We start from the raw sequence: 24,888 nt of genomic DNA on the forward strand, positions 1-24,888 counted from the left end.
TCAACCCACCCACGGGGCACGCGCACCGGGCGGCTCACCCGAGATACGGCGTCACCGTCGAGAGCACCTCGGCGAGCCGCGCCAGCAGCGCCGCACGATGCGTCAGCGCCACCGCGTCGCCCGTCCCGTGCGGCCCCGGGCGCACGCCGCGGTCGGCCAGCAGGTAGAGCATCCGCAGGGTGCGCATGGTGTTGGAGGCGTACGCGGGGACGGGCCCGGGCGTGCCGGCCGCGAAGTCGGCGGCGACCGCGTCGAGCCAGCCGACCGACTGTTCCCCGGTCAGTTCGGGACGGGTCAGGGTCAGGGCCAGCGCCCGGGCGAGCCGGTCGTCCTCCTGTGCGTCCCACACGTGGGTGGCGGGGGTCAGCAGACGGGCCGCGCCGAGGTCGAGCAGCGGCGCCGGCGCGACCTGCGGGTGGCGTCCGAGGGCGCCCAGCAGGTCGGCGCCGTGGGCCACCGCGTGCAGCCAGCCGAGCGCCGGGTCGTAGCCGCGCAGGTCCGCCTCGGCGGGGTACCAGTCGGCGAACGCCGTGACCCAACGGGCCTCGTGGTCGCCGTTCCTGACGAGGTCGGCGAGGACCAGCGCGGCGAAGCTCCGGGCCTGGATCTCCGGGTCGGTCAGCCGCGCGGCCATCGTGTCGCCCAGGCCGCGTCGCAGCTCCGGGTCCAGTCCGGGGGTCCGGCGGGCCAGCAGGGTGTACGCCTGCTCGTCGCGGAGCGCCGGGTCGGGCGAGCGCAGGGCCTCGACGAGTCCGGCGACCAGCGCGGCCGGGGAGCCGTCGGCGGGCCGGGCCGTGCCGTGGTCCATGATCTGCTGCCAGTCGGTCATGACCGGCAACGGTAGGGCCCGGACGGCGCCGGTACCAGGGGATTCCGGGACGGCTCAGAGCCCCGGCGCACCCCAGACCGGGAACCAGCGGGAGAGGTCCGACTCGACCCGTAGGTCGTTGCCGAGCATCGCCTTGATCTGCAGCTCCAGCGGGCTGTTGCGCCGCTCGCCCCCGCCGGGCATCGGCGCGAAGGGGTAGAAGGTGCCGCGCTTGTACAGGTACACCAGAGCCAGGGACTGCCCGGCGGTGTCGCGGAAGGCCACCAGGGAGCAGAGCAGTTGCGGGCCGAAGCCGTTCGCCTCCAGCTCGCTGTTGACCGCGTGCAGGTCGTTGACCAGCTCCGGCAGTTCCTCGGGTGAGTGCCGGGCCAGCAGCCAGGAGTAGCCGTAGCCGTCCTGGCTCGCCTCCACGGGGACGCCGCCGCGGTCGGTGTCGGCGTCCAGCAGTGCGCGGACCTGGCGCTCCACCTCGCCGAAGGCGCCGCCCTCGACCGCCGCGAAGCAGACCGAGCCGAGGCCGGTGGGCCGGAAGTCGGTGGCGGCCTCCAGGGTCAGCGCGGCCGACGGTACGCCGAAGAGCTGGTCGAGGTCGGGCCGGACCGGCTTGCTGCGGCCGAACAGGGTGTCCAGGAATCCCATGGGGCTGCTCCACGGTCGATGGGCGGGCTGGGAGGCGTCGTCCCGGGGCCGGTCACCGGTTGAGGTCGGTCGAGATCCGCGCGAGCTGTTCCAGCCGCTTCTCCAGCGACGGGTGGGTGGAGAACAGCTGGGTGGCGGCCTCCCGGGCGCTCAGCGCGGGGGCGAAGTAGAAGGCGTTGTACGGCTGCGCCTGGCGCAGGTCCCTGGTGGGGATGGCGGCGATCTGGCCGGTCACCTTGGTCAGGGCGGAGGCCAGCGCGCTGGGGCGGCCGGTCAGCTGGGCGGCGGCCCGGTCGGCGGCCAGTTCGCGGTAGCGGGACAGCAGCCGGGTCAGCAGGAAGCTGATCGCGTACACGACCATCGAGACCAGCGGGATGATCAGCATCGCGATGGCGGCGTTCTGGTCGTTGCTGTTGCGGTTGCCGCCCATCAGCCCGCTGTACATGGCCATCCGGGTCATCGCGCCGGCCAGCACGCCGAGGAATCCGGCGACCGTCATGACCGCGACGTCCCGGTGGGCGACGTGCGAGAGTTCGTGGGCGAGGACGCCCTCCAGCTCCTCCGGCTCCAGCCGGCGCAGCAGGCCGGTGGTGACGCAGACCACGGACTTCTCGGGTTTGCGGCCGGTGGCGAAGGCGTTCGGCATGTCGTTCTGCGAGACCGCGACCCTGGGTTTGGGCATGTCGGCGAGCGCGCAGAGCCGGTCAATGGTGCCGTGCAGCTGGGGGTACTGCTCGGGGGTGACCTCGTGGGCGCCCATCGCCCGTTCGGTGATCTTGTCGCTGAACCAGAACTGGGCGACGAACAGGCCGCCCGAGATCAGCACGATGATCGGCCAGGCCCCGCGCAGCAGCACGATGAGCAGACCGGTGAAGCCCACGTACAGGAGGCCGATCACGAACATGGTGGCGACCATCCGGCCGGTCAGTCCACGGTCGGGCGCGAAACGGGTGTGCTGGCCTGAGGTCGACATCGCTGCTCCTCGCATTCGCCGGTTGCCTTCGATGCTGCCACCTGGCGGGGCGAGCGGCATCACCCCGCGCGGGGCGGTGCGTGCAGGATCACCACCGACGGGCCGTTCCTGCCGTCGAGCCCGGGCCTTACACTGGCAGGTACGGTTCTGGCACTCGACTGTCCTGAGTGCCAGGCGGCCCACAGCGGGTGATCCACCGGGTGACCCAGACCGAGTCATAACGGACAACGTGCGAAGACGGAGGTGCGTGCCCATGGCCAACGAGCGCAGGGCGGACGATCGCAAGTCCGACACCAGGCACCTCGACGGCAGGCAGCTCGACGTGCGTCCGCTGGACGACCGCAAGCTCGCGGTGCTGCGCGCGATCGTCCAGGACTACGTCGGCACCGAGGAGCCGGTCGGCTCCAAGGCCCTGGTCGAGCGGCACAGTCTCGGGGTCTCCCCGGCGACCGTGCGCAACGACATGGCGGCCCTGGAGGAGGACGGCTACATCCAGCAGCCGCACACCAGTGCCGGACGGATCCCCACCGACAAGGGCTACCGGCTCTTCGTCGACCGCCTCGCCGAGGTGAAGCCGATGACCGCGCCCGAGCGGCGTGCGATCCGGCACTTCCTGGACGGCGCGGTGGACCTGGACGACGTGGTCGCCCGTACGGTCCGGCTGCTCGCGCAGCTGACCCGGCAGGTCGCCGTCGTGCAGTACCCCTCGCTCTCACGTTCGACCGTGCGGCACATCGAGCTGGTCGCCCTGGCGCCGGCGAAGGTGATGCTCGTCCTGATCACCAACACCGGCCGGGTCGAGCAGCGGATGGTCGACTGCCCGGGCACGGTCGGCGAGACCGTCCTGGCGGACCTGCGGGCCCGGATCAACGCCCGGGCCGTCGGGCAGCGGCTGCCGGACGTCCCCGAGCTGCTGGAGGCCCTGCCGGCGGCCTTCGAAGCGCCCGACCGCCCGACCGTCACCACCGTGCTGGCGACCCTCTTCGAGGCGCTCGCCGAGCAGAACGAGGAGCGGATCATGCTGGCCGGCACGGCCAACCTGACCCGCTTCGGGCACGACTTCCCGCTCACCATCCAGCCGGTGCTGGAGGCCCTGGAGGAGCAGGTCGTCCTGCTCCGCCTGCTGGGTGAGACCGGCGACGCCGGGATGATGGTCCGGATCGGCCGGGAGAACGCGTACGAAGGGCTCAATTCCACCTCGGTCGTCTCGGTCGGTTACGGTTCGGGCGACGAGAGTGTGGCGAAGCTGGGCGTGATCGGTCCGACTCGGATGGACTACCCGGGCACAATGGGGGCGGTGCGAGCGGTGGCACGGTACGTGGGCCAGATCCTGGCCGAGTCGTAGAACAGCGCCGTTGGACCTCCAACGGTGACAACCAGTCGCAGCACTTCTAGAGGCGGAACAAGCGGAGCATTTGGTGGCCACGGACTACTACGCGGTACTCGGCGTCCGACGGGATGCGGGGCAGGACGAGATCAAGAAGGCGTTCCGGCGCCTTGCCCGTGAACTGCACCCGGACGTCAACCCGGACCCGAAGACGCAGGAGCGGTTCAAGGAGATCAACGCCGCCTACGAGGTGCTCTCGGACCCGGCCAAGCGCCAGGTCTACGACCTCGGCGGCGACCCCCTCTCCCCGAACGGCGGCGGCGCGGGCGGGTTCGGCGCGGGCGCGGCCGGATTCGGCTTCTCCGACATCATGGACGCGTTCTTCGGCGCCGCATCCGGCCAGCGCGGGCCCCGCTCGCGCACCCGGCGCGGCCAGGACGCGATGATCCGGCTGGAGATCACCCTGGAGGAGGCCGCTTTCGGCACCACCAAGGAACTCCAGGTCGACACCGCCGTCACCTGCACCACCTGTTCCGGCGAGGGGGCGGCCCCCGGCACCTCCGCGCAGACCTGTGACATGTGTCGCGGCAAGGGCGAGGTCTCCCAGGTCACCCGGTCCTTCCTGGGCCAGGTCATGACCTCCCGCCCGTGCCCGCAGTGCCAGGGCTTCGGCACCGTCGTGCCCACTCCCTGCCCGGAGTGCGCGGGCGACGGCCGGGTCCGCGCCCGCCGGACGCTCACCGTCAAGATCCCGGCCGGGGTCGACAACGGCACCCGGATCCAGCTGGCCGGCGAGGGCGAGGTCGGCCCCGGTGGCGGCCCCGCCGGCGACCTGTACGTGGAGATCGCCGAGACCGCGCACCCGACCTTCCAGCGGCGCGGCGACGATCTGCACTGCACGGTCACCATCCCGATGACGGCGGCCTCGCTCGGCACCCAGGTGCCGCTGCAGACCCTGGACGGGCTGGAGGAGGTCGACATCCGGCCCGGCACCCAGTCCGGCCAGTCGATCCCGTTGCACGGGCGGGGCATCACCCACCTCCGCGGCGGCGGCCGGGGCGACTTGATAGTGCATGTCGAGGTGCAGACGCCCACCAAGCTCGACCCCGAGCAGGAGGAGCTGCTGCGCCGCCTGGCGCTGCTGCGCGGCGAGGAGCGCCCCTCGGGGACCTTCGCCCCCGGCCAGCAGGGCCTGTTCTCCCGGCTGAAGGACGCCTTCAACGGCCGCTGAGCCGTCGAGCCGGCCGGGCGCAGAGCGCGGCAGCGGCCCGTGTCCCCTACGACGGGGGCGCGGGCCGCTGTCACCCCCGCGCGGGCCGGTGAGGGCGCGCCCCCTGGGTGCTCCGCGAGCCGGGACGGTCTTGCGCGCTCCCCGGCGTGCGTCACCGCTCCGGCTCGGGGCAGCACCTCGCGCCCCACGCCCGCGCCCCACCCCACCACGCCCGCGCCCCACCCCCCCACGCCCGCGCCCCACCCCCCACGCCCGCGCCCCACCCCCCCCACGCCCGCGCCCCACCCCCCCACACCCGAGCACCAGTACCGCAGCGCCCGCACCAGCACCGCGGCGCCAGCCCCCGGAGGCAGACCCCGATGACCGCACCCGTGTTCGTCACCGACTCCGCGCGGCTCGACGGCGCCGCCGCCGGCACGGTGGTCCGCCTGGACGGCCCCGAGGGCCGGCACGCCGCCGCCGTGAAGCGGCTGGAGCCCGGCGAGGCGGTCACCCTCGCGGACGGCCTCGGCCTCGGCGTGGACGGCATCGTCGCGGCCGTGCACGGCAAGGACGCGATCGACGTCACGGTCGTCGAGGTGCGCCGCGCGCCCGAGCCGTCCCCGCGGATCGTGGTCGTCCAGGCCCTGCCCAAGGGCGACCGGGGCGAGCTCGCGGTCGAGACCATGACCGAGGTCGGCGTCGACGTGGTGATCCCGTGGCCGGCCTCCCGCTGCATCACCCAGTGGAAGGGCGACCGGGGCGCCAAGGCGCTCGCCAAGTGGCGGGCCACCGCCCGGGAGGCGGGCAAGCAGTCCCGCCGGCTGCGGTTCCCCGAGGTCCGCGACCCGATGACGACCCGCCAGCTGGCGCCGTTGCTGGCCGGGTCCGCGTTCGCCGCCGTCCTGCACGAGGACGGCGCCGAGCCGCTCGCGGCCGCCACGCTGCCCCCGGCCGGCGACCTGGTGCTGATCGTCGGCCCCGAGGGCGGGGTCTCCCCGGAGGAGCTGGCCGCCTTCGCCGAGGCCGGCGCGGGGCCCTACCGGCTCGGCCCTTCCGTCCTGCGCACCTCGACGGCGGGGGTGGCGGCCGGCGCCCTGCTGCTCGGGCGGACCGGGCGCTGGTCCTGACCCTGCGCCGCGCCTGGCCCTGCGCCGCGCCTGGCCCTGCGCCGCGGCTGAACGGGCGGGCGCCCCGGGCCCGTCGGGGCCGGGCCGGACGCGAACGGCCGCCCGCCGGGCGGCGCGACCGTCCCCCGGTCGGCCCATGACCGACCCGCCGCCGACGCGCGACCGGCTCGCGACCGGCCCGCCGCCGACCTGCGGCCGGGCACGCTCCGGGGCTCGGCCGGTCCCCGCGGCGGGGGTCGCCCACCCAGGTTCGCTGTCGAAGAAAACGCTTCGTACTGTGCGTGCACATGCATAAAGTGACGCCGTGACCGAACCCCACAGCACCCTCGTGGGCGCGTACCTGCGCCACCCCCACCTGCACGGCGACCTGATCACCTTCGTCGCCGAGAACGACATCTGGCTGGCCCCGCTCGACGGTGGCCGGGCCTGGCGGCTGACCGCCGATCAGGTCCCGGTCTCGCACCCCAGATTCTCCCCGGACGGCCGGCACATCGCCTGGACGTCGACCCGGGACGGCGCCCCCGAGATCCACCTGGCACCGGTCGAGGGCGGCCCGGCCCGCCGGCTGACGTACTGGGGCAGCGGCCAGACCAGGATGCGCGGCTGGACGGCGGACGGCCGCCCGATCGCCACCACCACGGCCGGCCAGGAGACCCTGCGGCGCAGCTGGGCGTTCGCCGTCCCGCTGGACGGCGGCGAGCCCGCCCGGCTGCCGTACGGGCCGGTCGGCGGCCTGGCGCAGGAGCCCGAAGCCGGGGGCAGGGTGCTGCTGCTGTCCGCTTGGAGCCGCGAGCCCGCGCACTGGAAGCGCTACCGCGGCGGCACGGCCGGCAAGCTGTGGATCGGCACCGAGGAGTTCACCCGGGTGCACGCCGGGCTGGGCGGCAACATCGAGTCCCCGCTCTGGGTCGGTGACCGGATCGCCTTCCTCTCCGACCACGAGGGCGCGGGCCGGCTCTACTCCAGCCTCCCGGACGGCAGCGACCTGCGGGCCCACACCACCGCCGAGGACGGCTTCTACGCCCGCAACGCCACCACCGACGGCGCCCGGGTGGTCTGGCACAGCGCGGGCGACCTCTGGATCCTGGACGACCTGGACGGCGCCGCGCCGCGCCGCCTGGACATCCGGCTGGCCGGCCCCGCGACCGGCCGCCGGCCGCGCCCGGTCAGCGCCGCGCACTGGCTGTCGAGCGCGGCCCCGGACCGCACCGGCCGGGCCAGCGCCGTGGTGGTGCGCGGCAGCGTGCACTGGCTGACGCACCGTGAGGGCCCGGCCCGGGTGCTGGACGAGACGCCGGGCGTCCGGGCCCGGCTGGCCCGGGTGGTGCCGGGCGAGGACGGCGCCCAGGGCGTGCTCTGGGTGACCGACGCCGAGGGTGACGACGCCCTCGAGTACGCCCCGGCGGTGCTCGGCGCGGAGCGGCGCCGGCTGGCCGCCGGGCAGCTCGGCCGGGTGCTCGGCCTGGTCGTCTCGCCGGACGGCAAGCAGCTGGCGGTCGCCTCGCACGACGGCCGGGTGCTGCTGGTGACGCTCGCCGACGGCGCCGTGCACGAGCTGGCCCGCAGCACCGACGGCGAGGTCAACGGGCTGGTGTTCAGCCCCGACTCGGCCTGGCTGGCCTGGTCGCAGCCGGCGCTCGGGCCGTGGTCGCTGCGCCAGATCGTGCTCGCGAACCTGGCCACCCGGTCGGTCGGCGAGGCCACTCCGCAGCGGTTCGTCGACACCTCGCCGGCCTTCACCGCGGACGGCAAGCACCTCGCGTTCCTGTCGGTGCGCAACTTCGACCCGGTGTACGACGCGCACGTCTTCGACCTGTCCTTCCCCAACGGCTGCCGCCCGTACCTGATCACACTGGCCGCCGACACGCCGTCCCCGTTCGGCCCGCAGCGCGCCGGCCGGCCGTTCGGCGGCGAGGACGACGACGCCAAGGGCAAGAAGGCGGACGCCGAGGACGGCTCGGACACGACCCCCGTCACCCGCGTCGACCTGGACGGCATCGCGGACCGGATCATCCCCTTCCCGGTCGAGGGCGGCCGCTTCGGCAGCCTGCGCGCGGCCAAGGACGGCGTGCTCTGGACCAGGCTGCCGCTGCTCGGCGAACTCGGCGACGAGGCGGCCTCGCTGGAGGACGAGCGGCCGCGTCCGGTGCTGGAGCGGTTCGACTTCAAGAAGCTGCGCGCCGAGGAGCTGGTCGCCGGACTGGACTCGTTCTCCGTCACCGGGGACGGCGGCCGGCTGGCGGTGCTGGACGAGGGACAGTTGCGGATCGTCCCGGCCGACCACAAGGCGGCGGGGGAGGACGACGAGACCGATGTGGACCTCTCCCGGCTGCGGGTCACCGTCGACCCGGCGGCCGAGTGGCGGCAGATGTTCGACGAGAACGGCCGCATCATGCGCGACAACTTCTGGCGCGCGGACATGGGCGGCTTCGACTGGGCGGGCGCGCTGGCCCGCTACCGGCCGCTGGTGGATCGGCTCGGCTCGCACGACGACCTGGTCGACCTGCTCTGGGAGGTCCAGGGCGAGCTGGGCACCTCGCACGCGTACGTGACCCCGTACGGCACCGGCACCGAGGCCGCCCGCCGGCAGGGCCTGCTCGGCGCGGACCTCGTGAAGGACGGCGAGGTCTGGCGGATCGAGCGGATCCTGCCCGGCGAGTCCTCCGACCCGCGGGCCCGTTCGCCGCTGGCCGCGCCCGGCGCCGCCGTCCGCCCGGGGGACGCCGTGCTGGCCGTCAACGGCCGCCCGGTGGACCCGGTCACCGGCCCGGCGCCGCTGCTGGCGGGCACGGCCGGCCAGCCGGTCGAGCTGACCGTCGCGGGCAAGGGCGGCACCGACCAGCGGTACCCGGTGGTGGTGCCGCTGGCGGACGAGGAGGCGCTGCGCTACCACGACTGGGTGGCCGGGCGCCGGGCCGCCGTCCGGGAGCTCTCCGGCGGCCGGCTCGGCTACCTGCACGTCCCGGACATGGTCAGCGCCGGCTGGGCGCAGCTGCACCGCGACCTGCGGGTCGAGATGGCCAAGGAGGGCGTGGTGGTCGACCTGCGGGAGAACCGCGGGGGCCACACCTCCCAGCTGGTGATCGAGAAGCTCAACCGGAAGATCATCGGCTGGGACCGGGCCCGGGACGTCGCGGGCGCCGACCCGTACCCGGGTGACGCCCCGCGCGGTCCGGTGGTGGCGCTGGCCAACGAGTTCTCCGGCTCGGACGGCGACATCGTCAACGCCGCGATCCAGGCGCTGAAGATCGGCCCGGTGGTCGGGACCCGCACCTGGGGCGGTGTGATCGGGATCGACAGCAAGTACAGCCTGGTCGACGGCACCGGGGTTACCCAGCCCAAGTACGCCTTCTGGCTGGAGGGTTACGGCTGGGGCGTGGAGAACCACGGGGTGGATCCGGACGTCGAGGTGCCGATCGCCCCGCACCAGTACGCGGCCGGCGAGGACCCGCAGCTGGCCGAGGGCGTGCGGCTGGCGCTGGCCGCCCTGGCGGAGACCCCGGCGAAGACCCCGCCGCCGGTTCCCGGGCTGTAGCCGGGCCGGCGTCCGCCGGGCGGGAGCAGGCCTCCCGCCCGGCGGACGCCGGTTAGGATGCGTGGCTGATTCATGATCACCGCGTAACGGGGGCAGCGAGATGGCACAGGCACACCCGCAGGGTTCGTACGGCCGGGGCCCGTACCAGCAGCCGGCGGCCGGCCCGTACGGGCAGCAGGCGCCGCCGTACCCGCCGCAGCCGTACCCGTACGCGCAGCAGGCGTACCCCCGGCCGCCGTACCCGTCGCAGCCGTACGCCGAGCAGCAGCCGTACCCTCAGCACCCCCAGCCCCAGCAGTCCCACTACCCCCAGTCTCCCCACCCCGGCCATGGCCCGCAGCTCCCGCCGGCGCCGGAGGAGGCGGGGGACGGCCGCCGGATCCTGGCGGCCGTCCTCGACGGGGTCTTCGCCCTGGTGGCCGGGTTCGCGGCGGCCAAGAGCTCCTCGCAGCACGGCGGTTCGGCGGGCGCCTACTTCGGGCTGCTGCTGGCGGTGTCCGTCGGCTTCTCCTTCGTCAACCACGTGGTGCTCGCCCGGTTGCTCGGATTCAGCCTGGGCAAGGGCCTGCTGGCCGCACGGGTGATCCGGTACAAGGACGTCAGCCGGCCGGGCACCTGGCGGCTGGCCAGGCGTTGGCTGCTCGGCTTCGTGATGCTCCCGATCGGCCTGATGCTCGAAGAGCTGGAGCCGGAGGAGGCCTGCGGGGTAAGGGTCGTGCGCCGCAAGCACCTGGACGGGTGGAAGCGGCGGGCCGGGCGGCTCGGCTAGCATGCGGCGGTAGCCCCGACCCGATTCCGCGAGGAGACACCGATGTCCGGCGAGCCGCAGTCCGACTGCCCGTTCTGCAAGATCGTGGCGGGGGAGATCCCGGCGACGGTGGTCCGGCAGAACGAGCGCACCGTCGCGTTCCGGGACATCAACCCGCAGGCCCCGACCCACATCCTGGTGATCCCCAAGGCGCACTACCCGAACGCGGCCGCGCTCGCCGCCGCCGAACCCGCGCTGGCCGCCGAACTGCTGGTCGAGGCGGGCGAGGTGGCGGCCGACGAGAAGATCGACGCGGCGGGCTACCGGCTGATCTTCAACACCGGTGCCGGCGCCGGCCAGACCGTCTTCCACGCGCACGTCCACGTGCTCGGCGGCACGCCGCTTCGTGAGGGCCTGGTCTGACACCGTGTCGCAACGCGAACTCGTCGTCCTGGGCACCGCCAGCCAGGTGCCCACCCGGCACCGCAACCACAACGGCTACCTGCTCCGCTGGGACGGCGAGGGGCTCCTGTTCGACCCGGGGGAGGGCACCCAGCGGCAGATGCTGCACGCCGGGGTCTCCGCCACCCAGATCACCCGGATCGGCGTCACGCACTTCCACGGCGACCACTGCCTCGGTCTGGCCGGAGTGATCCAGCGGATCAACCTGGACCGGGTGCCGCACCCGGTGGACGTGTACTTCCCGGCCTCCGGCGAGGTCTTCTTCCACCGGCTGCGGCACGCCACGGCCTTCCACGAGACGGCCGTGCTGCGCCCGCACCCGGTGGAGGAGGCGGGCCCGCTGCCCGTCCCCGGGGCCCGCTTCACGCTGGACGCCGTCCGCCTGTCGCACCCCGTCGAGTCCTTCGGCTACCGGCTGGCCGAGCCGGACGGCCGCCGGCTGGTGCCGGAGCGCCTGGCCGAGCTGGGCGTCTTCGGCCCGGCGGTGGGCCGGCTCCAGCACCAGGGCGCCATCGAGGTGGACGGCCGGACCGTCACCCTGGAGGAGGTCAGCGAGCCGCGTCCCGGCCAGCGGTTCGCCTTCGTGATGGACACCCGGCTCTGCGACGGCGTGGGCGAGCTCGCCGAGGGCGCCGACCTGCTGGTGATGGAGGCGACCTTCCTGGACGCCGACGCGCACCTGGCCCGCGAGCACGGCCACCTCACCGCCGGCCAGGCCGCCCAGGTCGCCGCCGGGGCGGGCGCCCGGACCCTCGTGCTCACCCACTTCTCCCAGCGCTACCCGGACCTCGGCGGTCACCTGGCCGAGGCCCGCCGGTACTTCGACGGCGAGATCGTGGTCGCCGAGGACCTCGCCCGGGTGCCCGTCCCACCGCGCCGTTGACCGGCGCCGTCGACCCGCGCCGGGAGCCGGCGCGAGCCACCGGCGGCGGGCCGGCGGGCGGTGGCGGCCGGTGGCCGCACGGAAAACCAGTCGCATCGGCCCCGGAACTGCCGGAGCATCGACCGCGTGCGCGATTCGTCCGCCGAGAGGTGGCGCCGCACCGCCCCGGCGATCACGCGCGCGGCGTACCCTGGTGACCCCGGACCGACCGAGCGGCACCACGAGACCACGGATGGGATGAGGCAGGCCTCAGCGCCGACCTATGAGTGACACATCACATACCCGTACGAACGGACAGTCGCGGCCTGCCCAGGCGGCCGGCTCCGAGCGGGTCGCCAGCGCCAGGATCGTCATTCCCGAGAAGCACCCGATGGTCACCCTGCTCGGTGCCACCGACTCGCTGCTGCGCGTGATCGAGCGGTCGTTCCCGGCCGCGGACATCCACGTCCGGGGCAACGAGGTCACCGCGACCGGCGAGCGTGCCGAGGTCGCCCTCGTGCAGCAGCTGTTCTCCGAGATGATGCTGGTGCTGCGCACCGGCCAGCCCCTGACGGAGGACGCCGTGGAGCGTTCGATCGCGATGCTGCGCAGTGCCGGGGACAACCCGGACGACCCGTCGCCGTCCCAGGTGTTCACCGCGAACATCCTCTCCAACCGCGGCCGGACCATCCGCCCCAAGACCCTCAACCAGCAGCGCTACGTCGACGCGATCGACAAGCACACGATCGTCTTCGGCCTCGGCCCGGCCGGTACCGGCAAGACCTACCTCGCGATGGCCAAGGCCGTGCAGGCGCTGCAGGCCAAAGAGGTCAACCGGATCATCCTGACCCGGCCCGCCGTCGAGGCGGGGGAGCGCCTGGGCTTCCTGCCCGGCACCCTCTACGAGAAGATCGACCCGTACCTGCGCCCGCTCTACGACGCGCTGCACGACATGATGGACCCGGACTCGATCCCCCGGCTGATGGCCGCCGGCACCATCGAGGTCGCCCCGCTGGCGTACATGCGCGGCCGTACCCTCAACGACGCCTTCATCATCCTGGACGAGGCCCAGAACACCTCGCCCGCGCAGATGAAGATGTTCCTCACCCGCCTCGGCTTCAACTCCCGGGTGGTGGTCACCGGTGACACCAGCCAGGTCGACCTCCCGGGCGGTACCCGAAGCGGCCTCAAGGTCGTCCAGGAGATCCTGGCGGACGTACCCGACATCCACTTCTCCGTCCTCACCAGCACCGATGTGGTCCGCCACAAGCTGGTCGGCCGGATCGTGGACGCGTACGAGCGCTGGGACGCCGTCCAGGAGGCCGCGGAGAACACCCCGCCCGCCCCCGCCCGCAAGCCGGCCCAGCGGCGCACCGTGAAGGCGCCGTCGGCCCGGGCACCCCGCCAGTCCCATCGCACCGAAAGCTGAGTAACAGCCCCTCCATGTCGATCGACATCGCCAACGAGTCCGGTTGGGACGCCGACGAGGACTCCATCCTCGACATCGCCCGCTACGCCCTCGACAAGATGCGGATCCACCCGCAGTCCGAACTGTCCGTGATCCTGGTGGACAGCGCGGCGATGGAGGAGCTCCACATCCAGTGGATGGACCTGCCGGGCCCCACCGACGTGATGTCCTTCCCGATGGACGAGCTGCGTCCGGGCAAGGAGGGCGACGAGCTGCCGCAGGGCCTGCTCGGTGACATCGTGCTCTGCCCGGAGGTCGCCAAGCAGCAGGGCGAGGCGGCCCCGTCGAAGCACTCCATGGACGAGGAGCTGCAGCTGCTCACCGTCCACGGGGTGCTGCACGTGCTCGGCTACGACCACGAGGAGCCGGACGAGGAGCGGGCGATGTTCGCGCTCCAGAAGCGGATCCTGGACGACTGGCGTGCCGGTCGGGGCCTCGGCGGCATCTCGCCGGCCCCCACCACCCACTGAGCGCGGGGTCCGATCCGCTGTGAGTGGCGAAAGTACGAGCTTCATCCTGGGTGCCGTCCTGCTCACCGGCGTCGGCTGGCTGGCCGCCTGCGCCGAGGCGGGCATCTCCCGGGTCTCCCGGTTCCGTGCCGAGGAGGCCGTCCGGGCCGGGCGGCGCGGCTCCGACCGGATGCTGACGCTGGCCTCCGACCCGATCCGCTACCTCAACCTGGCGACCCTGATCCGGGTGGCCAGCGAGATGGCGGCGGCGGTCATGGTCACCGTGGTCTGCGTCCGTAACGTGGAGCCGACCTGGCAGGCCGTGCTGCTGGCGTTCGGGGTGATGGTGCTGGTGTCCTTCGTCGCGGTCGGCGTCTCGCCGCGCACGATCGGCCGCCAGCACCCGCTGAGCACCGTCACGGCGGCGGCCTTCGTGCTGCTGCCGCTGGCCCGGATCCTCGGCCCGATCCCGCGGCTGCTGATCCTGACCGGCAACGCGCTCACCCCCGGCAAGGGGTACCGGGAGGGGCCGTTCGCCTCCGAGGCGGAGCTGCGGGCGCTGGTCGACCTGGCCGAGAAGGACGACCTGATCGAGGACGACGAGCGCCGGATGGTGCACTCGGTCTTCGAGCTGGGTGACACCATCGTGCGCGAGGTGATGGTGCCGCGCACCGACCTGGTGATGATCGAGCGGCACAAGACCGTCCGGCAGGCTCTCACGCTGGCGCTGCGCTCCGGCTTCTCGCGGATCCCGGTGGTCGGCGACAACGAGGACGACGTGGTCGGCATGGTCTACCTCAAGGACCTCGTACGCCTCACCCACATCAACCGTGACGCGGAGTCCGAGCCGGTCGGCGGCATGATGCGCCCGGCCGTCTTCATCCCCGACAGCAAGCCGGCCGGCGACCTGCTGCGCGAGATGCAGCAGATGCGCTCGCACGTCGCGATCGTGATCGACGAGTACGGCGGCACGGCCGGCCTGGTCACCATCGAGGACATCCTGGAGGAGATCGTCGGTGAGATCACCGACGAGTACGACCGGGAGATCGCACCCGTCGAGGACCTCGGCGACGGCTCGTACCGGATCACCGCCCGGCTGCTCGTCGAGGACCTCGGCGACCTGTTCGGCATCGAGCTGGAGGACGAGGACGTCGAGACCGTCGGCGGCCTGCTCGCCAAGCACCTCGGCCGGGTGCCGATCCCCGGCTCCGCCTGCGAGATACCGCTGCCGGAGGACGCCGGCACCGACCTCACCGCCATCCTGCTGACCGCCGAGAGCTCGGCCGGCCGGCGCAACCGGATCGGCACCGTGGTCGCCGCCCCGGTCCGCCCGGCGGACGACGGCCACGGCGAGGACGGCGACCGGCCCGACGGGCGCTGACCGGCACGACGGACGCCGACGACCGGGGCGGGCTGCGACCGCCCCGGAAGGCGCAGCACGAGTTGCCCGGCCGCCGGGCACGTCACCACCATGTGGTCATGACTCATCAGTTGCGCGCTGAGTACGGCCCGCAGGGCCGGTCCGGCGGCGTCAGGACCTGGCACATCATGCGGACCGTCGGGGCCACCGAGGCCATGTGCGGCCGCACGATCGACCCGGACGCGGAGACCCGGCCGGAGGACGACTGGGGCAGGACCGAGCGGCCGGCCTGCCAGCAGTGCGGCTCGCTCTACCTGCACGAGGTGCCGCACGGGTCGGGCGACCCGCACCGCTAGGGCCGGCCGGGGCTCGTCCGGCACCGCCGGGCGGCGCCGCGCCCGCCGCCATGCGGTCCCCGGGATCGGGCGTAGCGTGGAACGCGGGCCGCGTCGCTCGCCCGGCGCGCGGTCCACGGCTTCTTCCGCATCGTGGAGGTCTCCATGAAACTGCAAGACGAACTGCCCGTCGACCACCGGCTGGCCACGGTCTACCGGATCGGCGCGGGGCTGGGCGGGGCGTTCCTGGTGGTCTTCGGGATCCTCGGGCTGACCGGCCATCCGGGCTTCCTGTCCACCGACGGCGACCAGGTGGTCGGACTGTCGACCAACGGCGCGCTCAGCGTGCTCTCGGTGGTGATGGGCGTGGTGCTGATCGGCGGCGCGGTGGTGGGCGGCAACGTCGCCTCGAATGTCAACATGATCGTCGGCGTGCTGTTCGTGCTGTCCGGCTTCTACGGTCTGACGGTGCTCGGCCGGCCCGATGCGAACATCCTCAACTTCCGGATGTCCAACATCCTGTTCGCTTTCATCTTCGGTTTCGTGGTGCTGACCTTCGGGATGTACGGCCGAGTCAGCAGCCACCTGCCGCTGGACAACCCGTACTGGCAGAAGCGCCACCGCGAGGAGCAGCCGCTGCCCTCCGGCCCGCCGGCCTTCGTCAAGATCCTCAAGCCCGGGCCGCCGAACCCGTTCGGGCACTGAGCGCGCGACGGGCCGCGCCCGGTCCCGGCGGCGGACGCGCCGACGCGTGACGATCACGGCCGCCTATGCTCTGCGGCATGAGTGATGTCACCGAGCTGGACCCTGAGGACAAGAAGATCATCACCCTGGCCCGTTCCGCCCGCGCCCGCAACGGCGTGGCGGAGGGGGCCGCGGTGCGCGACGAGAACGGCCGCACCTACGTCGCCGGCACGGTCGCCCTGGAGTCGCTGAAGCTCAGCGCGCTGCAGACGGCCGTGGCGATGGCGGTGGCCAGCGGGGCACGCAGCCTGGAGGCGGCCGCCGTGGTCACCGAGGCCGGGCAGCCCGCCGAGGCCGACCTGGCCGCCGTGCGCGACCTCGGCGGCGCCGGCACCCCGGTGCTGCTGGCGGGCCCGGACGGCGCCCTGCGGGTGGCCGCCGAGGCCCGCTGAAGCAGGCTCGCCCGGAGCGCCGGGCCGGCAGGCGGACGGACGCCCACCCCCGTCGATCCGACGGATAATCTCACCGGGAGAGCTCCGGGGGGAGCTCCTGACCGGGGGAGCCGGACGATGGGGCCGTGGGCGTTCTTCGCTGGGCTGCTGCTCAGCGTGATGGGCATGGGCAAGTGGCAGGAGACCGGCTCGCCGTGGTGGCTGGGCGGCTCGATCGCCCTGTTCGTGATCGTCCTGGTCAGCGGCCTGGCCTCGCTCGGCGGCGGCAAGAAGCCGTAGGCCGGGGCCGGGCTCCGGCGGCCTGTCCGTCCAGACCTTGGTGATCAGGGACAATGGGGCGCATGAGCGTTACTTCCCCCTCCCAGGCCGGCACCTACCGATCCGGCTTCGCGTGCTTCGTCGGCCGCCCCAACGCGGGCAAGTCGACCCTGACCAACGCCCTGGTGGGGACGAAGGTCGCGATCACCTCCGACCGCCCCCAGACCACCCGGCACACCGTTCGCGGCATCGTGCACCGCCCGGACGCCCAGCTCGTGCTGGTCGACACCCCCGGCCTGCACAAGCCCCGCACCCTGCTCGGCGAGCGCCTCAACGACCTGGTCCGCAGCACCTGGGCGGAGGTCGACGTGATCGGCTTCTGCCTCCCGGCCGACCAGAAGCTCGGCCCCGGCGACAAGTTCATCGCCAAGGAGCTCGCCGAGGTCAAGAAGACGCCCAAGGTCGCCATCGTCACCAAGACCGACCTGGTCGACTCCAAGGCGCTGGCCGCCCAGCTGATCGCCATCCACCAGCTCGGCCTGGAACTCGGCATCGAGTGGGCCGAGATCGTTCCCGTCTCCGCCGTCGCCGACACCCAGGTCGGTCTGCTGGCCGACCTGCTCACCCCGCTGCTCCCGGCCGGCCCGCCGCTCTACCCGGACGGCGACCTCACCGACGAGCCCGAGCTGGTCATGGTCGCCGAGCTGATCCGCGAGGCGGCCCTGGAGGGTGTCCGCGACGAGCTGCCGCACTCGCTCGCCGTGGTGGTCGAGGAGATGATCCCGCGCGAGGGCCGCCCGGCGGACCGCCCCCTGCTGGACATCCACGCCAACGTGTACATCGAGCGGCAGAGCCAGAAGGCCATCGTGATCGGCGCCAAGGGTGCCCGCCTGAAGCATGTCGGCACCACCGCCCGCAAGCACATCGAGGCGCTGCTCGGCACGCCGGTCTACCTCGACCTGCATGTCAAGGTCGCCAAGGACTGGCAGCGCGACCCCAAGCAGCTGCGCAAGCTCGGTTTCTGACGCACCGGTGGTCCGAGGACACCGGCGAAGGGCCCGTCCGCCCGGACGGGCCCTTCGCCGTGCCCGGGGCCGTGCGCCCGGCCACCTCCGGCGGACGGCGACCCGGGGGCGGCCGGGGGCTCAGGCGCCCTCGCGGAGCACCAGCGAGACCAGTTCGCGCTGGGAGTCGGTCAGTTTGGGATCGGCGCAGTGCACGGTGCGCCCGTCGACGGTGATGGCGTAGTGGAAGCCGTCCGGCACCCCGTACGAGGGCGCGCGCAGCCCGCCGACCACGGCCTCGCGGGCGAGGGCGTGGACGTGCGGGGCGTCCGTGCGCTCGGCGGTGTCCAGCTCCGCTTGGCGTGTGCGGCCCGCGAGGCCGCCGGTCCGGGTCACATGGATACGCATGGTGTCCATGGTGCTACCCAGGGCTGGGATTTGCGGTCGCTTTCCCAGAGCTTCACATAAAGACCGGGCGGGCGGATGGGGAACGGCCTCATCCGACACTGATGCCGACCCTGGCCCAGGCCGCCGTCACCGTGTTGGCGACCGCCTCGTCCTGGTAGCGGGCCGTGGCGGCGGCCACGGTGGCCCGGGCGAAGGCGGTGAACCCGGCGTCCGGCGTCAGCCGGTGGGTGGTCAGGGTGTCGTACCAGATCCGGCCGGCCCGCTCCCAGGCCGGTCCGCCGAGGGCGGTGGCGAGCAGGTAGAAGGCGTGGTTGGGGATGCCGGAGTTGATGTGCACGCCGCCCTCGTCCTGCGCCGTCTCGACGTAGTCGCGCAGGTGGGCCGGCTGCGGGTCCTTGCCGAGCCGGGGGTCGTCGTACGCGGTGCCGGGCGCCTTCATGGAGCGCAGGGCCACGCCCTGTACGCCGGGGGCGAGCAGGCCGGCCCCGATCAGCCAGTCGGCCTCGTCGGCGCTCTGCCGCAGGGCGTACTGCTTGACCAGCGAGCCGAAGACGTCGGACAGCGACTCGTTGAGCGCGCCGGACTGGTCGTGGTAGGCCAGCCCGGCGGTGAACTGGGTCACGCCGTGGGAGAGTTCGTGGCCTATGACGTCCACGCAGGCGGTGAAGTCGCCGAACACGACGCCGTCCCCGTCGCCGAAGACCATCCGCTGGCCGTCCCAGAAGGCGTTGTCGTAGTGCTCTCCGTAGTGGACGGTCGCGTCCAGCCGCATCCCCGCGCCGTCGATCGAGGGGCGGCCGTAGACGTCGGAGAACAGCGCGTAGGTCGCGCCCAGGCCGTCGTAGGCCTGGTTGACGCAGGGGTCGGCGACCGGCGGCGCGCCCTCCGGGCGCACCGTGAGACCGGGCAGCCGTTCGGTGTGCCGCGCGTCGCGGACGACGCGCCGGGGATGGTTCGGGCCGGGCGCGGGCGCCGGTGCCACCAGCCGGGCCTCGCGGTGCGTGGCGTCGAGGGCGAGCGAGCGGACGGCGGCCGCGTGGCCCTGTTCGGCGAGCCGGTCCAGGACGTAGGGCGGGACGATCGAGCAGCGCGGAGGGAGGGGAGTCATGGCGCCAAGGGTGACGCAGCCGTGACAATTTGTCACCAGGCCGTCACGCAGCCGTTCGTCTCAAAGGGTGAAAAAGTCCGTGGACGCGCTTCGGCCTCGGGAGGGCCTGGGTTACGCTGGTTCACATCATGCGTATCGGGCTGCTTCTTCTTAGCCGCCGCGGCGAGGGCCTGTAGTCCACTGAGGCCGGCTCCCTTGCCGCGGGGGACTGTGCTGTGCGCGTATGAACGCCAATCGCGGCAGCAGCCGGCCCGTCGGGTGTCCACCACCCCCGACCAGCCCGCATCACACACGGAAGCCGAGAGTCACTCCATGACCGAGCAGAGCTCCGCCACGTCGATTCCCGCCGGGCGCGCCTTCATCGACCGCCCCACCCCGATCACCGCGAGCAGCGTCCAGCAGAAGCCCTCGGGTATGCCGTTCGGCCGCTACGTACCGTTCGGCACCATCGACCTGCCGGACCGCACCTGGCCGAGCAAGGTGATCACGCAGGCGCCGCGCTGGCTCTCCACCGACCTGCGGGACGGCAACCAGGCGCTGATCGACCCGATGTCGCCGGCCCGCAAGCGCAAGATGTTCGACCTGCTGGTGAAGCTGGGCTACAAGGAGATCGAGGTCGGCTTCCCGTCCTCCGGTGCCACCGACTTCGAGTTCGTCCGCTCGCTGATCAACGAGGGTGCGATCCCCGAGGACGTCACCATCTCGGTGCTGACCCAGGCCCGCGAGGACCTGATCGAGCGCACGGTGGAGTCCCTGAAGGGTGCGCCGCGTGCCACCGTCCACCTGTACAACGCGACCTCCCCGCTGTTCCGCCGGGTGGTCTTCAAGGGCAGCAAGGACGACATCAAGGGCATCGCCGTCGACGGCACCCGGCTGGTGATGGAGTACGCCGAGAAGATCCTGGGCGACGACACCGTCTTCGGCTACGAGTACTCGCCGGAGATCTTCATCGACACCGAGCTGGACTTCGCACTGGAGGTCTGCGAGGCGGTGATGGACGTCTGGCAGCCCGGCGAGGGCCGCGAGATCATCCTGAACCTGCCGACCACGGTGGAGCGTTCCACGCCGAACGTCTACGCCGACAAGATCGAGTGGATGTCGCGGAACCTGACGCGCCGTGAGTTCGTGGCGCTGTCCACCCACCCCCACAACGACCGCGGCACCGGTGTCGCCTCCGCCGAGCTGGCCATCATGGCCGGCGCCGACCGGGTCGAGGGCTGCCTGTTCGGCCAGGGTGAGCGGACCGGCAACCTGGACCTGGTCAACGTCGGGATGAACCTGTTCTCGCAGGGTGTCGACCCGATGATCGACTTCTCCGACATCGACGAGATCCGCCGCACCGCCGAGTACTGCAACCAGATGGGCGTCCCCGAGCGCCACCCCTATGCCGGCGACCTGGTCTACACCTCGTTCTCCGGTTCGCACCAGGACGCCATCAAGAAGGGCTTCGACGCCCTGGAGGCCGACGCCAAGGCGGCCGGCGTACCGGTCGGCGAGTACACCTGGGGCGTCCCGTACCTGCCGATCGACCCGAAGGACGTCGGCCGCAGCTACGAGGCGGTCATCCGGGTCAACAGCCAGTCCGGCAAGGGCGGCATCGCGTACGTCCTGAAGAACGACCACAAGCTGGACCTGCCGCGCCGGATGCAGATCGAGTTCTCCAAGATCATCCAGACCAAGACCGACACCGAGGGCGGCGAGGTCACCCCGGCCGACATCTGGGCGGTCTTCCAGGACGAGTACCTGCCCACCCCGGACAACGCCTGGGGCCGGATCTCGCTGTCCGGCTCGCGCAGCCTGACCACCGAGGACGGCCGCGACGCACTGACCACGCAGGCCCTGGTGGACGGTGTGGAGACCACGCTGACCGGTACCGGCAACGGCCCGGTCTCCGCCTTCGGCGACGCGCTGGCCGGCATCGGTGTGGACGTCCGGGTCCTGGACTACGCCGAGCACGCCCTGAGCGAGGGCGGCGACGCCCAGGCCGCGGCTTACGTCGAGTGCGCGGTGGACGGCAAGGTGCTGTGGGGCGTCGGGATCGACGGCAACACCGTGCTGGCCTCCCTGAAGGCGATGATCAGCGCGGTCAACCGCGCGCGGCGCGGGTAACCCGTAGGGCTGAACTTCGCAGGACCCAGCGGGCCGCCCTCCGGGGCGGCCCGTTCGCGTTCCCGCCCCGCCCCGCCCCGGCCGCGCAGCGCAGTGACCGGCGGGAGGGAACAACCGCGAGCGAGCCGAAGGGGCGCGCCGGTGCCGAAATGGGGGCACCTCCCGGCCGGAGGCCGGGGGAGAGCGACGGAGCGACGACCGTCGGTGCCGGACCGAAGCGCCCCGGAGGCGAGCCGAGCCCCATCAGGCTGTGTTCTGCGCCACATTTTTCTGCGTCGTAAGCCGTTCGGGGTACTGACACATGCCGGTAACCATGGCAACATCGACCCACCGGAAATCCGGGGTCGGTGGGACGGCCACGGCGTCCGGTCGCGTGACCTGCCCATTGTTGTGCAGGCCGCCTGCCATGTCTGGGGAGTGGCGCCGTGACAGGGTTGTGGGGTGTCCGTCCTCGTTGGCGGACTGACGTTCTCGGTGACTTCTTCTGCCCAGGCTGCGGCGGGGACCGCAACTACCGTCGGCAGCACGGCCGGCGGTGGCTGCGTCTCCTCGGCACACCGGTGCTCCCGCTGGGACCGGTGATCGGCAGCGTCCAGTGCACCACCTGCCACGGCCGGTACGGCGTCGAGAGCCTGGAACAGCTCACCGGCGTCCGCCTCTCGGCGATGCTCCGCGACGCCCAGTACACCGTCGCCCTGGCCCTCCTGGCGGCCGGCGGCACCGGCGGCCGCAGCGCCCGCGAGGCGGCCTGCGCGGTCGTCAAGGACGCCGGCTTCGAGGACTGCGGCGAGGCCCAGGTGCTCGCGGCACTGGCGGCGCTGTCCGGCCTCGGCGGCGAACTCCACCACGCGCACGGCCTGGCCGACGGCCTCGCCATCGAACTTCACGCGGCGCTCGAACCGCTCACCCCGCACCTCGCCCAGCAGGGCCGCGAGCGACTGCTGCTGCAGGGCGCCTGGATCGCGCTGGCCGACGGCCGGTACCTGCCGCAGGAGCGCGAGGCGCTGGCCGAGGTGGGCCGGTGCCTGGGCCTCGGCGAGGAGCAGGTCGGCACCCTGCTGGAGGCGGCGACCCGCGCCGCGCACTGAGCCTCCGGGGCCTCCCCCCTGCCCCGGAGCAGGGCCCGACCTCCCCCCTCGGGCCCGTCGCGACCCGTACCGGCGGGTCCCCCCACGGACCCCGGTGCGGGATCACGGCTGCCGTCCGGCGGCCGGTGACCGTGGCCGCCCGGGTCGGCCGGAGCTCCGCCCGGAGTGCGCGGCCGGTACGCGAGAATGGGGGGATGCCCACTCTGTTCGACGGCCGCGCGTCCCTCGACGGCCCCCTGCCCCCGCAGCGTTCCGCGTCCTGTGCCGGCGTCGTGCCGCTCGGTGGCGCCGTGCTCCCCGGCGGGCCGGGGCGGACCGGCGGGGGCGCGGCATGAGCCTGTTCCGCGACGACGGTGTCGTGCTCCGGGCGCAGAAGCTCGGCGAGGCCGACCGGATCATCACCCTGCTCACCCGGCGGCACGGCAAGGTCCGCGCCGTCGCGCGCGGGGTGCGCAAGACCAAGTCCAAGTTCGGTGCCCGGCTGGAGCCGTTCTCGCACGTGGACGTGCAGTTCTTCAGCCGCGGCAGCGACCTGATCGGCCGTGGCCTGCCGCTCTGCACCCAGGTGGAGACGATCGCGCCGTACGGCGGCCCGATCGTCGCCGACTACGGCCGCTACACCTCGGGGACGGCGATGCTGGAGACGGCGGAACGTTTCGCCGAGAACGAGGGCGAGCCGGCCGTCCAGCAGTACCTGCTGCTGGTGGGCGGACTGCGGACGCTCGCCGCCGGGCAGCACGAGTCGCACCTGGTGCTGGACGCGTTCCTGCTGCGCTCGCTCGCCGTCAACGGGTACGGCGCGAGCTTCACCAACTGCGCGAAGTGCGGACTCGAAGGGCCCAACCGGTTCTTCTCGCTCCAGGCCGGCGGAGTGCTCTGCGGGGACTGCCGGGTGCCTGGCTGTGCCGTACCCTCCCCTGAGACACTGGTACTGCTCGGCTCACTGCTGTCAGGGGACTGGCAGACGGCCGACGCCTGCGAGCCGCGGTACTGGCGGGAGGGCAGCGGTCTGGTCGCGGCCTATCTGCAGTGGCACCTGGAGCGGGGAATCCGCTCGATGAGATACGTGGAGAAGTAAGCATGGCAGCGCGACGACTCTTCGGCGGCAGCAAGCAGCGGGAGTACCTCCCCCCGACCCCGCACCCGAGCGGCGCCCGGCCGCCGAAGATCCCGGGTGAGCTGGTGCCGGGCCACGTCGCCATCGTGATGGACGGGAACGGCCGCTGGGCCAAGGAGCGCGGGCTGCCCCGCACCGAGGGCCACAAGGTCGGCGAGAGCGTCGTGCTCGACGTGCTCAAGGGCGCCATCGAGCTGGGCGTGAAGAACATCTCGCTCTATGCCTTCTCCACCGAGAACTGGAAGCGGTCCCCGGAGGAGGTGAAGTTCCTGATGAACTTCAACCGGGACGTCATCCACCGCCGCCGCGACGAGATGGACGCGATGGGCGTGCGGGTCCGCTGGGCCGGTCGGATGCCCAAGCTCTGGAAGAGCGTGGTGCAGGAGCTGCAGGTCGCCGAGGAGCAGACCAAGGACAACGACGCCGTGACGCTCTACATGTGCGTCAACTACGGCGGCCGGGCCGAGGTCGCGGACGCGGCGGCGGCCATCGCGGCCGACGTCGCGGCCGGCCGGCTGGACCCGAAGAAGGTCAACGAGAAGACCGTCGCCAAGTACATGTACCACCCGGACATGCCGGACGTGGACCTCTTCCTGCGCCCCAGCGGCGAGCAGCGCACCTCCAACTTCCTGCTCTGGCAGTCCGCCTACGCCGAGTTCGTGTTCCAGGACGTGCTCTGGCCGGACTTCGACCGCCGCGACCTGTGGCGGGCCTGCGAGCAGTACGCGATGCGCGACCGCCGGTTCGGCGGCGCGCTGCCCAACGAGGTCCAGGCGGAGGCGGTCTCCGCCGAGGTGCCGCCGCAGCGCTGAGCCTGCCGGTCGTGCGGAAGGGCCCGTGGGATTCCCACGGGCCCTTCGGTGTTTCCGGCGTTCTCCGCCTGCTCGGCGAGGTCGGCCCGTTCGGGGCGGCCGGCCGGTCAGGCCTTGGCGGCGCAGTCCGCGCAGGTGCCGAAGATCTCCAGCGTGTGCGCGATGTCGCTGAAGCCGTGCTCGGCGGCGACCGCGTTGGCCCAGCGCTCGACCGCCGGGCCCTCGACCTCGACGGTGGCTCCGCAGTGACGGCACACCAGGTGGTGGTGGTGCCCGCTGCTGCAGCGCCGGTAGACGGCCTCGCCGTCGGCGGTGCGCAGCACGTCGACCTCGCCGGCGTCGGCGAGCGACTGCAGGGTGCGGTACACGGTGGTCAGGCCGACCGAGTCACCCCGGTGCTTGAGCATGTCGTGCAGTTCCTGCGCGCTGCGGAAGTCCTCGATCTCGTCCAGGGCCGCCGAGACGGCGGCTCGCTGCCGGGTCGATCGGGCGCGCGGCGTCGGGCCTGCGGTGGTCACCGT

Annotated in this window: 26 protein-coding genes; 20 read left to right on the top strand and 6 right to left on the bottom strand. The window is 72.9% G+C overall.

The features are described 5' to 3' along the window. Window positions 1–34: 34 nt before the first annotated feature. From OG689_RS27715 to htpX, 3 genes are read right to left on the bottom strand one after another with little or no spacing between them, the layout of a single operon-like run. The gene (locus OG689_RS27715; RefSeq protein WP_266323575.1) at window positions 35–829 is read right to left on the bottom strand and encodes a DUF2785 domain-containing protein; all 795 of its coding nucleotides are present in this window, start codon (window positions 827–829) and stop codon (window positions 35–37) included. Window positions 830–883: 54 nt separating this feature from the next. Then, complete coding sequence (locus tag OG689_RS27720) at window positions 884–1,468, bottom strand: hypothetical protein (protein ID WP_266323576.1); 585 nt, start codon at window positions 1,466–1,468, stop codon at window positions 884–886. A gap of 52 nt (window positions 1,469–1,520) precedes the next feature. Next, entirely contained in the window at window positions 1,521–2,441 is a 921-nt protein-coding gene (gene htpX / locus OG689_RS27725) for a zinc metalloprotease HtpX (protein ID WP_266323577.1), read from the bottom strand. 322 nt (window positions 2,442–2,763) lie between these two features. Here htpX and hrcA point away from each other — a divergent pair, with 322 nt between their 5' ends. The 15 genes from hrcA (at window position 2,764) to era (ending at window position 17,746) form a co-directional block, all read left to right on the top strand. Next, on the top strand, window positions 2,764–3,786 hold the full coding sequence (gene hrcA / locus OG689_RS27730; protein ID WP_266327473.1) for a heat-inducible transcriptional repressor HrcA: 1,023 nt from the start codon (window positions 2,764–2,766) through the stop codon (window positions 3,784–3,786). A 73-nt stretch (window positions 3,787–3,859) separates the two neighbouring features. Next, entirely contained in the window at window positions 3,860–4,999 is a 1,140-nt protein-coding gene (gene dnaJ, locus OG689_RS27735; protein WP_073927634.1) for a molecular chaperone DnaJ, read from the top strand. Window positions 5,000–5,358: 359 nt separating this feature from the next. Then, the gene (locus OG689_RS27740; protein ID WP_266323578.1) at window positions 5,359–6,108 is read left to right on the top strand and encodes a 16S rRNA (uracil(1498)-N(3))-methyltransferase; all 750 of its coding nucleotides are present in this window, start codon (window positions 5,359–5,361) and stop codon (window positions 6,106–6,108) included. Between the two features lie 304 nt (window positions 6,109–6,412). Then, on the top strand, window positions 6,413–9,643 hold the full coding sequence (locus OG689_RS27745; protein ID WP_266323579.1) for a S41 family peptidase: 3,231 nt from the start codon (window positions 6,413–6,415) through the stop codon (window positions 9,641–9,643). Window positions 9,644–9,743: 100 nt separating this feature from the next. After that, complete coding sequence (locus OG689_RS27750) at window positions 9,744–10,412, top strand: RDD family protein (RefSeq protein ID WP_266323580.1); 669 nt, start codon at window positions 9,744–9,746, stop codon at window positions 10,410–10,412. Between the two features lie 42 nt (window positions 10,413–10,454). Then, on the top strand, window positions 10,455–10,814 hold the full coding sequence (locus OG689_RS27755) for a histidine triad nucleotide-binding protein (protein WP_266323581.1): 360 nt from the start codon (window positions 10,455–10,457) through the stop codon (window positions 10,812–10,814). 4 nt (window positions 10,815–10,818) lie between these two features. Further along, window positions 10,819–11,736, top strand: coding sequence for a ribonuclease Z (locus tag OG689_RS27760; protein ID WP_266323582.1), 918 nt, complete (start codon window positions 10,819–10,821; stop codon window positions 11,734–11,736). Between the two features lie 370 nt (window positions 11,737–12,106). Next, entirely contained in the window at window positions 12,107–13,144 is a 1,038-nt protein-coding gene (locus tag OG689_RS27765; RefSeq protein ID WP_266327475.1) for a PhoH family protein, read from the top strand. Between the two features lie 14 nt (window positions 13,145–13,158). Next, window positions 13,159–13,653: an rRNA maturation RNase YbeY gene (ybeY, locus tag OG689_RS27770; protein WP_266323583.1), complete on the top strand. Its 495-nt coding sequence runs from the start codon at window positions 13,159–13,161 to the stop codon at window positions 13,651–13,653. 19 nt (window positions 13,654–13,672) lie between these two features. Next, a complete protein-coding gene (locus OG689_RS27775; RefSeq protein ID WP_266323584.1) occupies window positions 13,673–15,013 on the top strand; it encodes a hemolysin family protein in 1,341 nt (446 codons plus the stop codon). A gap of 98 nt (window positions 15,014–15,111) precedes the next feature. Beyond that, complete coding sequence (locus OG689_RS27780) at window positions 15,112–15,348, top strand: hypothetical protein (RefSeq protein ID WP_266323585.1); 237 nt, start codon at window positions 15,112–15,114, stop codon at window positions 15,346–15,348. 144 nt (window positions 15,349–15,492) lie between these two features. Beyond that, a complete protein-coding gene (locus OG689_RS27785; protein ID WP_266323586.1) occupies window positions 15,493–16,032 on the top strand; it encodes a DUF4383 domain-containing protein in 540 nt (179 codons plus the stop codon). A 77-nt stretch (window positions 16,033–16,109) separates the two neighbouring features. Next, on the top strand, window positions 16,110–16,463 hold the full coding sequence (locus OG689_RS27790) for a cytidine deaminase (RefSeq protein ID WP_073927916.1): 354 nt from the start codon (window positions 16,110–16,112) through the stop codon (window positions 16,461–16,463). A 117-nt stretch (window positions 16,464–16,580) separates the two neighbouring features. Next, a complete protein-coding gene (locus OG689_RS27795) occupies window positions 16,581–16,742 on the top strand; it encodes a hypothetical protein (protein ID WP_266323587.1) in 162 nt (53 codons plus the stop codon). A 62-nt stretch (window positions 16,743–16,804) separates the two neighbouring features. Beyond that, window positions 16,805–17,746: a GTPase Era gene (gene era / locus OG689_RS27800; protein WP_266323588.1), complete on the top strand. Its 942-nt coding sequence runs from the start codon at window positions 16,805–16,807 to the stop codon at window positions 17,744–17,746. 120 nt (window positions 17,747–17,866) lie between these two features. On the opposite strand, the gene OG689_RS27805 is transcribed toward era, so the two are convergent. Both OG689_RS27805 and OG689_RS27810 read right to left on the bottom strand, forming a co-directional pair. Next, window positions 17,867–18,133, bottom strand: coding sequence for a protealysin inhibitor emfourin (locus OG689_RS27805; RefSeq protein WP_073927915.1), 267 nt, complete (start codon window positions 18,131–18,133; stop codon window positions 17,867–17,869). A gap of 88 nt (window positions 18,134–18,221) precedes the next feature. Continuing rightward, entirely contained in the window at window positions 18,222–19,241 is a 1,020-nt protein-coding gene (locus tag OG689_RS27810) for a M4 family metallopeptidase (RefSeq protein ID WP_266323589.1), read from the bottom strand. A gap of 312 nt (window positions 19,242–19,553) precedes the next feature. Between OG689_RS27810 and leuA the strand changes: the two genes are divergently transcribed. The 5 genes from leuA (at window position 19,554) to OG689_RS27835 (ending at window position 24,367) form a co-directional block, all read left to right on the top strand. Beyond that, entirely contained in the window at window positions 19,554–21,350 is a 1,797-nt protein-coding gene (leuA, locus tag OG689_RS27815) for a 2-isopropylmalate synthase (RefSeq protein WP_266323590.1), read from the top strand. 560 nt (window positions 21,351–21,910) lie between these two features. Then, complete coding sequence (locus tag OG689_RS27820) at window positions 21,911–22,438, top strand: TerB family tellurite resistance protein (protein ID WP_323189332.1); 528 nt, start codon at window positions 21,911–21,913, stop codon at window positions 22,436–22,438. 194 nt (window positions 22,439–22,632) lie between these two features. Then, entirely contained in the window at window positions 22,633–22,773 is a 141-nt protein-coding gene (locus tag OG689_RS27825) for a hypothetical protein (protein ID WP_266323592.1), read from the top strand. Further along, window positions 22,770–23,516, top strand: a complete 747-nt coding sequence (gene recO, locus OG689_RS27830; protein WP_266323593.1) for a DNA repair protein RecO — start codon at window positions 22,770–22,772, stop codon at window positions 23,514–23,516. The genes OG689_RS27825 and recO overlap by 4 nt, the downstream gene beginning before the upstream one ends. Window positions 23,517–23,518: 2 nt before the next feature. Beyond that, a complete protein-coding gene (locus tag OG689_RS27835) occupies window positions 23,519–24,367 on the top strand; it encodes an isoprenyl transferase (protein ID WP_266323594.1) in 849 nt (282 codons plus the stop codon). A gap of 107 nt (window positions 24,368–24,474) precedes the next feature. On the opposite strand, the gene OG689_RS27840 is transcribed toward OG689_RS27835, so the two are convergent. After that, window positions 24,475–24,885: a Fur family transcriptional regulator gene (locus tag OG689_RS27840; RefSeq protein WP_073927616.1), complete on the bottom strand. Its 411-nt coding sequence runs from the start codon at window positions 24,883–24,885 to the stop codon at window positions 24,475–24,477. Window positions 24,886–24,888: the final 3 nt, after the last annotated feature.

Source organism: Kitasatospora sp. NBC_00240 (genome assembly GCF_026342405.1).
In the GTDB taxonomy this organism is placed as follows: domain Bacteria; phylum Actinomycetota; class Actinomycetes; order Streptomycetales; family Streptomycetaceae; genus Kitasatospora.

What these genes read in the sequence shown, in the direction of transcription:
- OG689_RS27755 (WP_266323581.1), top strand. Translation starts at nt 10,455, where the DNA reads ATGTCCGGCGAGCCGCAGTCCGACTGCCCGTTCTGCAAGATCGTGGCG.
- OG689_RS27805 (WP_073927915.1), bottom strand. Translation starts at nt 18,133, where the DNA reads ATGCGTATCCATGTGACCCGGACCGGCGGCCTCGCGGGCCGCACACGC.
- leuA (WP_266323590.1), top strand. Translation starts at nt 19,554, where the DNA reads ATGACCGAGCAGAGCTCCGCCACGTCGATTCCCGCCGGGCGCGCCTTC.
- era (WP_266323588.1), top strand. Translation starts at nt 16,805, where the DNA reads ATGAGCGTTACTTCCCCCTCCCAGGCCGGCACCTACCGATCCGGCTTC.
- htpX (WP_266323577.1), bottom strand. Translation starts at nt 2,441, where the DNA reads ATGTCGACCTCAGGCCAGCACACCCGTTTCGCGCCCGACCGTGGACTG.
- OG689_RS27720 (WP_266323576.1), bottom strand. Translation starts at nt 1,468, where the DNA reads ATGGGATTCCTGGACACCCTGTTCGGCCGCAGCAAGCCGGTCCGGCCC.
- OG689_RS27835 (WP_266323594.1), top strand. Translation starts at nt 23,519, where the DNA reads ATGGCAGCGCGACGACTCTTCGGCGGCAGCAAGCAGCGGGAGTACCTC.
- OG689_RS27740 (WP_266323578.1), top strand. Translation starts at nt 5,359, where the DNA reads ATGACCGCACCCGTGTTCGTCACCGACTCCGCGCGGCTCGACGGCGCC.
- OG689_RS27780 (WP_266323585.1), top strand. Translation starts at nt 15,112, where the DNA reads ATGACTCATCAGTTGCGCGCTGAGTACGGCCCGCAGGGCCGGTCCGGC.
- OG689_RS27750 (WP_266323580.1), top strand. Translation starts at nt 9,744, where the DNA reads ATGGCACAGGCACACCCGCAGGGTTCGTACGGCCGGGGCCCGTACCAG.
- OG689_RS27785 (WP_266323586.1), top strand. Translation starts at nt 15,493, where the DNA reads ATGAAACTGCAAGACGAACTGCCCGTCGACCACCGGCTGGCCACGGTC.
- recO (WP_266323593.1), top strand. Translation starts at nt 22,770, where the DNA reads ATGAGCCTGTTCCGCGACGACGGTGTCGTGCTCCGGGCGCAGAAGCTC.
- OG689_RS27810 (WP_266323589.1), bottom strand. Translation starts at nt 19,241, where the DNA reads ATGACTCCCCTCCCTCCGCGCTGCTCGATCGTCCCGCCCTACGTCCTG.
- OG689_RS27795 (WP_266323587.1), top strand. Translation starts at nt 16,581, where the DNA reads ATGGGGCCGTGGGCGTTCTTCGCTGGGCTGCTGCTCAGCGTGATGGGC.
- OG689_RS27765 (WP_266327475.1), top strand. Translation starts at nt 12,107, where the DNA reads ATGGTCACCCTGCTCGGTGCCACCGACTCGCTGCTGCGCGTGATCGAG.
- OG689_RS27715 (WP_266323575.1), bottom strand. Translation starts at nt 829, where the DNA reads ATGACCGACTGGCAGCAGATCATGGACCACGGCACGGCCCGGCCCGCC.
- OG689_RS27790 (WP_073927916.1), top strand. Translation starts at nt 16,110, where the DNA reads ATGAGTGATGTCACCGAGCTGGACCCTGAGGACAAGAAGATCATCACC.
- OG689_RS27825 (WP_266323592.1), top strand. Translation starts at nt 22,633, where the DNA reads ATGCCCACTCTGTTCGACGGCCGCGCGTCCCTCGACGGCCCCCTGCCC.
- ybeY (WP_266323583.1), top strand. Translation starts at nt 13,159, where the DNA reads ATGTCGATCGACATCGCCAACGAGTCCGGTTGGGACGCCGACGAGGAC.